This window comes from Pedobacter frigoris (genome assembly GCF_005116445.1).
Lineage (GTDB): Bacteria > Bacteroidota > Bacteroidia > Sphingobacteriales > Sphingobacteriaceae > Pedobacter > Pedobacter frigoris.
The window spans coordinates 298,872-312,308 of the sequence record NZ_SWBQ01000004.1; the positions used below are offsets into that span (position 1 = coordinate 298,872).

The 13,437-nt window shown below is 40.3% G+C and carries 12 protein-coding genes; 10 read left to right on the plus strand and 2 right to left on the minus strand.

Going from position 1 to position 13,437, the window contains the following annotated elements:
- Positions 1-256 precede the first annotated feature (256 nt).
- Genes FA047_RS15105 through FA047_RS15130 form a run of 6 tightly spaced genes read left to right on the plus strand, consistent with a single transcriptional unit; the run spans position 257 to position 5,313 of the window.
- Complete coding sequence (locus tag FA047_RS15105) at positions 257-1,657, plus strand: anthranilate synthase component I family protein (protein ID WP_136836910.1); 1,401 nt, start codon at positions 257-259, stop codon at positions 1,655-1,657.
- Positions 1,658-1,676: 19 nt separating this feature from the next.
- Entirely contained in the window at positions 1,677-2,249 is a 573-nt protein-coding gene (locus FA047_RS15110) for an anthranilate synthase component II (protein ID WP_136836911.1), read from the plus strand.
- A 2-nt stretch (positions 2,250-2,251) separates the two neighbouring features.
- On the plus strand, positions 2,252-3,043 hold the full coding sequence (trpC, locus tag FA047_RS15115) for an indole-3-glycerol phosphate synthase TrpC (RefSeq protein WP_136836912.1): 792 nt from the start codon (positions 2,252-2,254) through the stop codon (positions 3,041-3,043).
- 22 nt (positions 3,044-3,065) lie between these two features.
- Entirely contained in the window at positions 3,066-4,256 is a 1,191-nt protein-coding gene (hflX, locus tag FA047_RS15120) for a GTPase HflX (RefSeq protein ID WP_136836913.1), read from the plus strand.
- 11 nt (positions 4,257-4,267) lie between these two features.
- Entirely contained in the window at positions 4,268-4,642 is a 375-nt protein-coding gene (gene rbfA / locus FA047_RS15125; protein ID WP_136836914.1) for a 30S ribosome-binding factor RbfA, read from the plus strand.
- A gap of 17 nt (positions 4,643-4,659) precedes the next feature.
- Entirely contained in the window at positions 4,660-5,313 is a 654-nt protein-coding gene (locus FA047_RS15130) for an energy transducer TonB (protein ID WP_136836915.1), read from the plus strand.
- Here the strand turns inward: FA047_RS15130 and FA047_RS15135 are convergent.
- The gene (locus FA047_RS15135; protein WP_136836916.1) at positions 5,310-6,185 is read right to left on the minus strand and encodes a diacylglycerol/lipid kinase family protein; all 876 of its coding nucleotides are present in this window, start codon (positions 6,183-6,185) and stop codon (positions 5,310-5,312) included. The two genes, FA047_RS15130 and FA047_RS15135, sit on opposite strands and share 4 nt — an antisense overlap.
- Before the next feature lie 50 nt (positions 6,186-6,235).
- On the opposite strand from FA047_RS15135, the gene FA047_RS15140 reads away from it, so the two are divergent.
- Positions 6,236-7,222 carry an App1 family protein gene (locus tag FA047_RS15140; protein ID WP_136836917.1) on the plus strand — a complete coding sequence of 329 codons (987 nt, stop codon included), beginning with the start codon at positions 6,236-6,238 and terminating at the stop codon, positions 7,220-7,222.
- 29 nt (positions 7,223-7,251) lie between these two features.
- Positions 7,252-7,884 carry a leucyl/phenylalanyl-tRNA--protein transferase gene (aat, locus tag FA047_RS15145; RefSeq protein ID WP_136836918.1) on the plus strand — a complete coding sequence of 211 codons (633 nt, stop codon included), beginning with the start codon at positions 7,252-7,254 and terminating at the stop codon, positions 7,882-7,884.
- Here the strand turns inward: aat and FA047_RS15150 are convergent.
- Positions 7,881-10,775 carry a DEAD/DEAH box helicase gene (locus tag FA047_RS15150; protein ID WP_136836919.1) on the minus strand — a complete coding sequence of 965 codons (2,895 nt, stop codon included), beginning with the start codon at positions 10,773-10,775 and terminating at the stop codon, positions 7,881-7,883. The two genes, aat and FA047_RS15150, sit on opposite strands and share 4 nt — an antisense overlap.
- A gap of 251 nt (positions 10,776-11,026) precedes the next feature.
- On the opposite strand from FA047_RS15150, the gene FA047_RS15155 reads away from it, so the two are divergent.
- Positions 11,027-11,593, plus strand: a complete 567-nt coding sequence (locus FA047_RS15155; RefSeq protein ID WP_136836920.1) for a GIN domain-containing protein — start codon at positions 11,027-11,029, stop codon at positions 11,591-11,593.
- A gap of 394 nt (positions 11,594-11,987) precedes the next feature.
- Complete coding sequence (locus FA047_RS15160) at positions 11,988-13,391, plus strand: tetratricopeptide repeat protein (RefSeq protein WP_136836921.1); 1,404 nt, start codon at positions 11,988-11,990, stop codon at positions 13,389-13,391.
- Positions 13,392-13,437: the final 46 nt, after the last annotated feature.

A 13,437-nucleotide genomic window follows, 5' to 3' on the forward strand; every position in this document is an offset into this window, starting at 1 on the left:
TGATTAACAATATACATACTTGGCAATGGCGTAGTACTTCTGAAAAGAGTCTAGTCGCAGTCTTGTGTACCTTATAGTTTATCAACCTAAACCAAACCACATTGAAGCCCGACGTAGACCACACGTTGGGCTTTTTGTTGTTTAAGGTTGTTGTGTCTGCGTTACTTCATCCTGAATTTATTTCAGGATGACGTCGGGGTGAGCAAGGCATTAGCATAGTAAAAAGATCAAATAGAAAAGATTAAAATATATACAAATGAAATATATCATTAACACAACTCACAAAAAGAGACTTGCGGATACGACCACTCCGGTAAGTATTTATTTGCGGTTGAGAGACGTGTTTCCAAATACAATTTTGCTGGAAAGTTCTGATTATCATAGCAGGGAAAATTCAGTAAGTTATGTATGTGCAGAGCCGATTGCAGGAATTGCCCTGCAAAATGGCGTCCTCTCGACTTATTATCCCGATGGAAAGAAGGAAGAGAAAACAGATTTTGTACTTACAGATGAGATAGAAGCATTTAAGGCATCCTTTCAGCCAACCGAGGTTGAGGATAAACGCTACATTTCAAATGGTTTGTTTGGCTATTTTACTTGGAATGCTGTTCAGCATTTTGAAGATATTGTGTTCTCATCAACGGCTCCTAAAGATGAAGAGATTCCTTTGATGCAATACCATATCTATAGATATATCATCGCGATAGATCACTTTAGAAATGAGGTTGCATTGTTTAAGAATACCTTTAACGGCGATGAGACAGAGGATCTGGAGAAATTAGAGTACATCATTCAGAATAAAAATTTCCCGGAATATAGTTTTAGCTCAACGGGTGAAGAAGAATCTAACCTCACAAACGAGGAGTTCATGGAAATGGTAGTTAAGCTCAAGAAGCACATCTTAAGGGGAGATGTATTTCAGATCGTACCTTCAAGAGCCTACAAACAAACTTTTCTGGGTGATGAATTCAATGTATACCGCTGTTTAAGGTCTATCAACCCATCTCCTTACCTGTTTTATTTTGATTATGGAAGCTTCAAGCTTTTTGGGTCTTCTCCTGAAGCTCAGATTACCATAAAAAACAAAGAGGCCAGTATTTTTCCAATTGCGGGTACATTTAAACGGACTGGAAATGATGAGGATGATGCAGAACAGGCCCGCAAGCTGGAGCAGGATCCTAAAGAAAGCGCAGAGCATGTGATGCTGGTAGATCTGGCACGGAATGACCTAAGCAGACATTGCAACCAGGTTCAGGTAAAGTCGTTTAAGGAAGTTCAATATTACTCACACCTGATCCACCTCGTGTCTAAAGTGAGTGGCAAGCTTCAGGAGGGTGTTTCCGCCTTTAAAATTGTAGCGGATACTTATCCGGCTGGGACTTTAAGCGGAGCACCTAAGTACCGGGCAATGCAGCTGATAGACGAAAATGAAGGACTTGGCAGGAATTTTTATGCGGGAGCATTGGGTTATATGGGCTTTAATGATGAGTTCAACCACTGTATCATGATCCGTACTTTTATGAGTAAGAATAATGCCTTGCATTATAGGGCAGGAGCGGGTATAGTGGCCGATTCTGTTCCGGAAAATGAAATGAATGAGGTAAATAATAAAATTGCAGCATTGCGCAGGGCAATTGAAATGGCGACACAGATTTAACATGAATAACGAAAATAAGATGGAAAAGAAAGTTTTGGTTATAGACAATTACGATTCGTTTACCTATAACCTGGTACATCTGGTGAATGAATTGGGCAGAGATGTTGAAGTGTGGCGTAATGATAAGTTTGAACTGGCTGATGTAGATCAGTTTGATCAGATTTTACTTTCGCCAGGCCCAGGAATACCCGAAGAAGCTGGTTTATTGCTCGAGGTCATAAAAACCTATGCTTCAACTAAAAGTATATTTGGTGTATGCCTTGGGCAACAGGCTATAGCAGAGGCATTCGGTGGTAAGTTGCTGAATCTGGGCAGACCAATGCATGGCATTGCTACACCTATAAATGTGCTGGATAAGGAAGAACTTTTATTTAAAGATTGTCCGGATGTAATCAATGTGGGCCGCTACCATTCCTGGGTTGTGGATAATGAAGGTTTGCCGAAATGCTTTACTGTTACCGCAACAGATGCTTCGGATGAGATCATGGCGTTAAGGCATAAGGAACTGGACGTGCGGGGTGTTCAGTTTCACCCGGAGAGTGTGCTGACCGATTATGGGAAACAAATGATGAAAAACTGGTTGGGGCGTTAAATATGAATATTTTAGATAAAATTGTACTTCGTAAAAAAGAAGAGGTTGCGTTAGCTAAACAGGCTGTTTCCGTAAAAGAGCTGGAAGCCGGTCTGCATTTTAATAGAAATCCTTATTCCTTTAAGGAATTTTTGCTGGATGAGCAGTGCACCGGTATTATCGCTGAATTTAAAAGACGCTCTCCGTCAAAAGGGATCATTAATGATCAGGTTTCGGTAGAAGACGTTACAACGGCTTATGCGGCGGCAGGGGCCTCGGCCTTGTCTGTGCTGACTGATACAGACTTCTTTGGAGGTCATACGCGGGACTTGCTTAAGGCTCGTGCTGCCAATCAAATCCCTGTGCTGAGAAAGGATTTCATGATTGATGAGTATCAGATTATTGAAGCAAAGGCGCTTGGGGCAGATATTATTTTGCTGATTGCCGCCATACTGACACCTGCAGAGATTAAGCACCTTGCTGCGATATCAAAAAGCTTAGGGCTGAATGTGCTTTTAGAAGTGCACAACCAGGAAGAACTGGAGCGAAGCATTTGTAATGACCTAGATGCCATTGGCGTAAATAACCGAAATCTGGCTGATTTTACGGTCAATATTCAGACCTCTTTTGATCTTGTAGATCAAATCCCTTCGGAATTTATGAAGATATCTGAAAGTGCAATCAGTGATACCGAAACCATTAAGCAATTGAAACAGGTTGGATTCAATGGTTTTCTCATTGGAGAAAATTTTATGAAGACTGCAAATCCAGGACAGGCGATCAGCGCTTTTGTCAGTGAATTGAAGTCGGTATAACTTTTGTATCTTTGTACTTTACATGGGAAAACAGAAATATTACGATACGGCGCTTAAGCAGGAACGTGCAGTACTTGTTGGTGTAATCAGACCCGGAGAAAGGCCTGAAGAAACCAGAGAGTATCTGGATGAACTGGCTTTTTTAGTAGATACTGCTGGCGGACTGGTAGAGCATGAGTTTACACAAAAGATGCTTAAACCAGATCGTGCAACGTTTGTGGGTACAGGAAAGCTGGAAGAAATACAGGCTTATGTGAAGTCTGAAGAAATAGATATGGTGGTGTTTGACGATGAGTTGTCACCATCTCAGTTGAGAAATATTGAACGGGAACTTCAGGTAAAAATCCTTGACCGGAGCAATCTGATCCTTGATATTTTTGCCGGGAGGGCACAGACAGCTCAGGCAAAAACGCAAGTTGAGCTGGCGCAGTTGCAATATTTGCTGCCTCGTCTTACACGTTTATGGACTCACCTTGAGCGCCAGAAAGGTGGTATTGGAATGAGAGGTCCGGGAGAGACCCAGATAGAGAGTGACAGGAGGATGATCCTTGAAAAGATCGCTTTGCTGAAAAGCAGGTTAAAACTGATCGATAAGCAAAACGAAACACAACGTAAGAACCGAGCCCAACTTATCCGCGTTGCGCTTGTGGGCTATACCAACGTTGGTAAATCGACGATCATGAACATGCTGTCTAAATCTGAGGTATTTGCGGAGAATAAACTGTTTGCTACACTGGATACCACGGTTAGAAAAGTAGTGATTGAAAATCTGCCATTTTTACTTTCAGATACCGTTGGGTTTATCAGAAAGCTACCACATCATTTGGTAGAGTGCTTTAAATCGACATTGGATGAAGTTCGTGAGGCAGATGTTTTGATTCATGTTGTGGATGTCTCACATCAGAATTTTGAAGATCAGATCAATGTGGTTAATGAAACACTAAAGGATTTGGGAGCAAGAGATAAAGAAACCATTATGGTGTTCAATAAAATTGATGCTTATGTAGTTCCCGAACCGGATCATGAGGACGAAGAGCCTGTGCAGCTTACACTGGAAGACTTTAAGCGCAGCTGGATGGCAAGTAATAACGCGCCGGCAATATTTATATCAGCCCTGCATAAAGAGAATTTAGAAGAATTTAAACAATTATTGTATGATAAGGTCGTGGCGCTGCATACTGAGCGTTACCCTTACGATAAATTGTTATATTAATAGAAGAACATATGGAAAGTAAACGTCAGCAGAAATTTGCAGGAGTAATACAGGAAGAGTTAGCAGCGATTTTTCAACGTGAGGGTTCTGCCTACCTTCCGAACACATTGGTTACCATTACCAAGGTCCGTGTTTCTCCAGACCTTGCAGTAGCCAAAGTATATCTTAGCTTTTTAAATACCAATAATACATCGCTGTCTGTTGCGGAGGTAAACTCTCATACCAGTGAAATTCGGTATAAGTTGGGTGCCCGTATCCGCCATCAGGCAAGGGTAGTACCTACGTTGACTTTCTTTTTGGACGATACCAATGAGTATGTAGAGCATATGGATAAGATTTTTGATAAAATATCAAAAGAGCGTAAGGATACGGACGAAGACACATAATTTTTGTAAATTAGTATATGAGAAAAATTCTTCTGGTATTATTTCTTTTATACGGATTTGCAGTTCAGGCCCAGCCCAAACTTAAAGGTAGTCTCGAAAGTTTTGTCGCTAATAACAGGGTTTATCCTCAGTATTCTCTTCAAAATTGTATTCAGGGTACGGTAACCATCAGCTTTAAGTTGAATAAAACAGGAGAGGTTTACTATTCTAAAATCAGCAAAGGCGTAGGAACAGATCTGGATGATGAAGCTCTCAGACTGATCAGGATGAGCAGCGGAAAATGGATTATGCCAGCCGGGCATGATACTACTGTTTCAATCATTGCCCCTATCAGATTTAGCATAGCTTCTGAAGATTGCGGAAACAGGAGCCGGGAGCAGATCGCACAGGCTATACAAGCTTACAGATCCAATGAAGGCCTGACTAATGCCGTACTCAATTTCTACAAAAATAAAGAGCAGGGGAAGCCTTTTACCAAAGATGAAGCAGTAAAAATCAAAGCGTTAAAGGCTACCCTTGGATATGATAATGAATACTTCAATCAGCGCATTGCTGCAGGCATGAAAAAATTAAAGCAGAAAGACAAACAAGGTGCTTGTGAGGACTTTATGTTTGTAAAACATATGGGCTCTGATCTTGCAGATGAAGCTTTAGCTAAATATTGTAATTAAACAATAATGCATATTGCCTGAGGTATGATCTGGGCCTCTACCTGATTCACCTTACCGATATATTCACCATCTACCTGAAAATGAGCTTTATGCTTGGTCTTTATTTTCAGGCTTGTGGTCTGAAATAGCTCGATGTTTTTTGGGTTAAGGGCCATATTTGTGAACCTTAGTTTGAGGATTTCCATTACAGAATATTCCTTCACCAGTACAATTTCAAAAACATCGTCATCCAGTTTGCCTTCAGGATTGATCTTAACACCCGTTCCATACATCGTAGCATTGGCGATAACCACCATTGCTGCTTCAGAACTGATGGTCTTTCCTTTGATGTTAAACTCAACATGCATCTTTCTATGGTTCCAAAGGGCACTCCATGCCGCTTTGGTGTAGCCCCACATGCCTCTGTGTTGCAGAGAGCTGAATTTCTTCACGATATAGGCATTGAAACCTATATCGGAAAGATGGATGCAGAGTTCCTTATTTACGGTAACTGCATGGATTTTTTTAGGACTTCCGGTTATAGCAATATTAAGGGCTTCATTAGCATCGGTAGGAATGCCCAACTCTTTGGCCATACCATTGGCCGATCCGGCGGGAATAATCGCAATTGGGGTATTAGTGCCTATCAAGCATTCAGCGACAAGTTTCAATGTGCCATCACCACCGACAGCCACAACGCGGTCAGCCTTTGCATCATCTATAACTTGTTTTATCTTTTCTAAAGAGCAGCTTTTAGTAAGCATATAAATTTCAGCAACATGATTTAAAGACTCAAAATGTTTAACAATGAGCTCCTTAAAATCAATCCCTCCATTCCCTGAACCTGGGTTTACTATAAATAATAATTTCATCTTCGAGGCCTGCTCTTCCATATATTTGTTTAATACCAAACAACTTTTGTGTAACTCTGTTTTAATTACTAATGAACAAATCTGTAAGCGTAAAAATATATCATGGCTATGGGCATACACATAACTTAGTTGTATATGGTCACGTTTTCCGGTTTAAAGCCAAAACAAGACAGAAGTTTAGCAACAACCTTATCGTAAACATTGTACATCTTTTAAAGTTGTTCATTTTAAAACCATATCCTTATGTGAAGGTAAGGCTTACATTTAAAGGACAAGAAGTATACCAGAAGACGGAATATGATGGCTTCTTTAAATTTGAATGGGCTGCGGCTGAGAACGTGAATGCCGGCTGGCATGGTGTTAAGGTAGAGGCACTGGACGATATGGGGAAGGTGTTGTCCGTTGGACAGGGGCAAATATTCGTTCCGCACATCACGCAGTTTGCCTTTATCTCTGATATAGACGATACAATCATGGTTTCTCATTCGGCTACTATAGGCCGGAGGTTAAGAGAACTGTTCATTAAAAACCCGCGCACGAGGAAGACCTTTAAAGATGCCTACACACACTATAATTTATTGGCATTGTCACATACAGAAACAGATCAGCCCAATCCTTTTTTTTATGTGTCTAGCAGTGAATGGAATTTGTATGATTATCTCGTAGAGACTTTCAGGTATAATAAATTACCTGAAGGTGCTTTTTTGTTGAACCAGATCAAGCGCTGGAAGGATTTAATTAAAACCGGTAGGACAGGTCATGAGGGTAAGTTGATGCGGGTAATGCGGATATTGGATGCTTTTCCTAATCAGAAGTTTGTGTTTTTTGGAGACAATTCGCAAAAAGATCCTGCTATATATACTGCGATCGCAGAAAAATACCCTAAAAATATAGAGGCTGTATACATCAGAAATGTGAGAAAGGAAATGGAGGAGACGGCCAATGAATTCCTGGTTAGAATAAAGGCCAAGAACATACATACCTGCCTTTTTAACACAAGTTCTGAAGCCATAACACACTCTAAGCAAATAGGTTTGATTGGTGATTTAGAAACTTAAGAAGAGAACAACATTGTTTATAATTGTAAATGGTTTTTAGATTACCCGAAGATGAAATTGTTTTTCCAAATCCGCAACTTGCTGATCCGGACGGACTTCTTGCTGTTGGCGGGGGGTTAGAGATGGAACGGCTGCTTCTGGCTTATGAAAACGGTATTTTTCCATGGTTTAGTGAGGGTGATTCAGTTTGCTGGTATGCTCCTCATGAACGTTGTGTGATCTTTCCTGAGAAGATTAGGATTAGCAAAAGCATGAGAAAGCTATTGAGTGATGATTTGCTGGATGTGACATTTAACAAAGCCTTCGCAAGGGTTATCGTTAACTGCGCAAAAGTCGAACGAAAAGACCAGCCCGGTACCTGGATCACCGATCAGATGCAGGACGCATATATTCATCTGTTTGAAAAAGGTTATGCCGGTAGTGTTGAAGTGTGGCAGGAAGGTGATCTGGTTGGTGGCTTATATGGTGTGCTGATGGGAGATGTTTTTTGCGGAGAAAGCATGTTTAGTCTCGTAAGTAACGCCTCGAAAGTCGCGTTGATAGCACTTTGTAAGACAGAAAAATATAAATTGATAGACTGCCAGCTCCCAAACGACCATTTGATGAGCATGGGGGCAGAGATGATCAGCATGGCTGAGTATCAGGATTTCCTAGATGTTTAATTGAGAATTTCCTGGATGTCCTCTTTGCTCAGGGACTTGAAGAAGCTCTCTTCTGTTGTTATGAGTGAACTTGCCAGCCTTTTTTTACGGTTTTGAAGCGCCAGAATTTTTTCTTCTACCGTATCTTTTGCGATGAACTTGTAGATAAATACTTTCTTCTCCTGTCCGATTCTATGAGTACGGTCGATGGCCTGTTGTTCTACCGCAGGATTCCACCATGGGTCGAGGATAAATACATAATCTGCCTGAGTCAGGTTTAATCCGACTCCTCCGGCTTTAATCGATATTAAGAAAACCTTCAGTTCCGTGTTTTGCTGAAATTCGGCTACGATTTCACCACGGTTTTTTGTGCCGCCATCCAGGTATGCATAGGGAATGTCTTCCTTTTCAAAGTGAGATTTGAAAATATTCAGGTGTTTTACGAACTGTGAAAATATAAGAACTTTATGTCCGCCCTTTAGTACATTGTCCAGTGTATGAACGACATTTTCAAATTTTCCTGAGTCAGAAGTATAGCTTTCATCAATCATTGCAGGATGATTGGCAAGTTGCCGCAATGCGGTCAAACCCTGCAAAAGCTGGACTTGTTTTTTAGCATAAGTACCATCATCCATGCTGCTCAAAAGATCATTTCGATATGCAGATTTGGTTTTTTCGTAATATGCCGCCTGATCCTCACTCATGTTGCAATAGAATATCTGTTCAGTTTTAGACGGTAGTTCGGCCGCAACCTGCTCCTTTGTCCGGCGCAATACAAAAGGCTTAATGATGGCTTGAAGCTTACGTGCTTTGTCTTCGTCTTTTCTTTTCTCTATAGCCTGCACATATTCTTCATTAAAAAATGACTGTGTACCCAGCAGGCCAGGGTTAAGGAAGGTCAACTGGGTCCATAAGTCGCTCACAGAATTTTCTACCGGAGTACCGCTTAGTATCAGTTTGTGTTTAGATTTGAGGGCCTTGACTGCTTTAAATGATTTAGACGAAGGGTTTTTTATATTTTGACTTTCATCAAGTATGATGTAGCTGAAATAATAGTTCTTGAGCAATTCAATGTCGACCCGGGTAATTCCATAGGTCGTAATGACGATATCGTATTTTGCAAATAAGCTGATATCCTTGTCTCTGGACGTGCCGGTATGGGCATGGATCCTAAGTTTTGGGGTGAATTTCTTTGCTTCGTTTAACCAATTGTAGATAAGAGACGTCGGCATCACGATGAGCGATGTAGTGTGCGTATTATTTTGTTCAGCTTCTTCCTTGATCTTTTGGAGCATCGCCAATGTTTGTATGGTTTTACCCAAACCCATATCATCGGCCAGACAACCACCAAAATTATAGTCGCGCAGGAAGCTAAACCAATTATAACCTGCCTTCTGGTAACTTCTCAGGTCGCCTTTAAAGTTTACAGGCATTTGTACATCGGCTATATTTTCAAAATCGTTCAGCTTTTCCAATTTACGGTTGAGGGTCACATTGGCTATGCCGTCTTCCGCCAGTTCGTTAATTAAACCGATGTGGTGCTTTTTCAACCGCAGCGATTTTCCTCCATCCGAAAGACTAAAGAGACTTCCGTATTGGGTAAACCATTTCTCCGGAATGATGGCTATTGACCCGTCAGGAAGTGTAAATTCTCTTCTTTTATGAAGAATGTGTTGTTTTAATGCGATGAATGGTATTGGATGAATGCCAAAATACACGATGGCATTGATGTCGAACCAGTCATTGTCTTCTTTAACTTCAAAATCGATCTTATTGGCTGCAAACAAAAACCTTTTGGTTCCCGTATGCTGTTCTACTTCATAGCCAGCCGTTGTCAGCGTATCTATATGCTCATTTACCCAGTTGATAATTGCGTAGGATTGTTCTTCTCCCTCATTTTCGGAGACCTCCAGGTTGTGAAAAAGCACACTTGTTTTCTTCAATCCCATTTTAACCAGGAGATCGAATTTTTGCTTTTCAAACTCCGTATTCCTTTTAATGCGGGTAAAAGTATAATTGTCCTGCTCCTTTTTCAGGCGAACAGTTACATTCTTTTCGCTTCCCATTGCAAAAGCGTAGGCGCCATATTTGAAATACAATTGCAATTGAGAGGTGCCATTTTCAACATAAATTACCTTTATTACCGGTGCCGGTTCATGTTTCTCTGTTTTAATCTCAAAGCCTTCAGCATATACATGATACTTTTCAATGAGGGGGGCAACAAATTTCTCAAAATAAGTTGCCTCTGTAGCCTTCGGGATCGTGATGTAGCGTTTATTGAGAAATGGCAGTAACTTTTTGCCTTCAATATCCTGCTCAAAGAAATACACCATATCATTCAATAGCAACCAGGCGGGTTGATTACTAACCACCTGAGCATCCTTAAACATGAATTCTATGCGCAGACCCTGGTATTTTATGGTTGGGAAATACCTTGTTTCCAGTTCATTTCGGCGAAAATGGAATAAAACTGTCGCGGGTTCGGTCGCAATCTCGATAGTTCGCTCTGCAGGCCATCCGTCCTTATCCATCAGATAGAGGGCGCCATGGCTCTTCAGTACTTCCAATACCTCGGAGAGTTTCTTCTCAATTTTGGGCCTTACATTTTCATGAAATTTTTCATTGAAGAACTTGCTGAAAAACTCTGCGGGTCTGATTGCTTTTTTATGGTATTTCTTGATGATGTAGTCCTGTTCCGTTTCATCTAGAATTTTGATGAGTTTAAGGTCTGTTTCATTAAGATGACTGGAAAATTCCTTAGCCGTGTGAGAAAATAAGCGCTGATAAGTCAAAGAAAAATCTCCCTGAGGATTTAACTGAACGATATGTGGCTCAATCAGGTAACCAAAGTAGGCGTGTTTGCATAGTGAGTATACAATTTTACAGGGTTTGGCAGCATCTACACGTAACATTGGCTAAAAGTTAAAACAACCGGACTATAAGCATTTAAAAATCTTTAAACATACGTCAATTTGTGTGGCTTTCAAAAGCATTCTTCAATTATGACCAAATTTTTATGGCGTGTTTGTCGAAAAAAAAAGGTGATTGGTCGTGTATGATGTGATTCTGGTATAAAAGGGGGAAAATCTCTGCAACGTTTTTAAAATGACTGCGTCTTAATATCAAACACAAACAAAATATAAAAACCTTAAAAAACAACAATATGAAGACTTTAACAAAAACATTATTAAGTGCAATGCTGATGCTATTTGTACTTGCCACGACAGCGATGACTACATTGGCATCGACTTTTAGTTTTAATAAAATCACGATTACCGGTAAGGTAAAGATAGAACTGGTTCAGGCTGACAGAGAGAAGATTGAGGTTTATGGAGATTATTCTTCCAGAAACACTTCAATCAAAAGACAGGGATATACGCTTATTATAAAATCTTCTGAATATGAGCCGGTGACGATACGGATTTCAGTGGCTGACCTTCAGAGAATTGATGCTTCAGGAGACGTGACCGTAGAAACCATTGGTAAGTTTAATTTAAAATACCTTCAGATCTTTTTAAAAGATAATGCAAAGGCGAACGTGAAGGCGACGACAGAGAGCATGTATACTTTTATTAAAGGCCATTCAGATTTGAAGTTGAGCGGTGCAACTTTAGACCATACATTGGTTAGGGATTCCATTTCAAAATTGACGATCGAGCATTTTGTAGCTGTAAAAACAACAAATAATAGCATTGACGAAGCAATGGCTTTTAGTCTCAATGCGAAATAAATATAGGAAAAGTGAGGGAGATGAGCAGCAACGGAAGACCCGTTGCTGCTTTTGTTTTATAGAAGCTTTCCAGGGTGTCAGAGTCACTTTCTCTTCTTCCTCCTGTTTTCTTTTCCTCACCAAAAGTGGGACTATTTGAATCTGGCAGGTTTCTTGACGTGAATATTACTGGGATTCGGTTTAAGTTCCGTTATTTTGCACATACTTTCAGATCATAGCACCTGTACCTAACATGGACATCTTTAATGCAGGTTTGCTTACTAACATTATTATCAGTTGTTTATGGGTGGAGGTGTGTGTATGTTGAAAATTAATTGGTGAGTTGTACTATTAATTGTTGTAAACTTATAATGTATTTTTTAACACAGGGATCTGTTCTTTAATTATTCGATACATGGAAGAGGAATATTATTTTGATTTTAGTGATGATGCGCAGCGTTCAGTAGAACGTTACGAAGAGATGATACGCAATCAGGATCAGTACTTTTTTGATGCCCAGGCCTTCGAAAACATTATTGATTATTATATAGAGAAGAGCGATCCGGTAAAGGCCCTGCAGGTGATAGAATATGCCCTCAACCAGCACCCTTATGCTGCAGTGTTTCTGGTAAAGCAGGCTCAGTTATTCTTTGTTACCGATCAGGTAGAGCGTGCTTTTTTGTCATTGCAAAAAGCAGAGATGCTGGAAGCTTCAGAAGCTGAAATCTACATCCTGAGAGGGAACATCTACAACAGTTTGGAACGCTATTCTGAGGCGTTGGATAATTTCCAGAAAGCATTAGAGTTCGCGGAAACTACAGATGAAATCCTGCTTCAGATAGCGTATGTATATCAGAATATGCTGGATTATGAAAGTGCGATTGTGTATATCAAGCAGAGTTTGGAACAAAATATGGAGAACAAGGACGGGCTATACGAACTCGCATTCTGTTATGACATCCTTGATAAGCAGGAAGAAAGCATCAAGTTTTATCAGGAATATATAGATAATGATCCATATTCTTACGCCGCATGGTATAACCTGGCCAATTCATACCATAAACTCGATCTCTTTGAAAAGGCGATAGATGCCTATGATTATGCGATTCTGATCAAAGACAATTTTGCATCTGCCTATTACAATAAGGGAAATGCATTGGTGCAGCTGGATCGTTTTGCAGAAGCCATCGAAGTTTATAAGCAAACATTTGAATACGAAAAGCCCAATGCGGATACCTATTGTGCCATAGGAGAATGTTATGAGAAGCTGGAAAGTATGGATGAGGCGCGTTCATATTATAAAAAGTCCGTTAAAATGGATAGTAAAATGGCTGATGCCTGGTTTGGTATAGGCGTTACTTTGAATTTTGAGGAGCGTTATTTTGAGTCCCTTCATTTCTATAAGAAAGCCATTGAACTCGATGGTGAAAACCCTGATTTCTGGTTTGCCATGGCTGACGCCTATTATAAACTCGGGCAAATAGAACAATCGGTAGAGGCATATTATAAGGTGCTGGAATATAATCCGGTAGACGTTGAAGCCTGGCTGGATTTTTCTACCGTACTTTACGAACAAGGTAAGTTGGTGGAGGCCTCTGAAACGATAGCTGATGCAATAAAGAACAATCCGGATGCTGCCGAGCTTTACTATCGTATGGTTGCCTATCTTTTTGCCCTTGGTGAGAAAAGTGATGCACTGCTATATCTGGAAACTGCTCTTGCTACAGATCCGGATAAACACTATATTTTATTCGAATATTTACCTCAGTTACAGGAAAACGGTTCGATACTTGAAGTTATAAACCGTTATATAAAATAAAAAAACAGACAGTTTTTATTAGCGATTGCTGATGAAAACTGTCTGT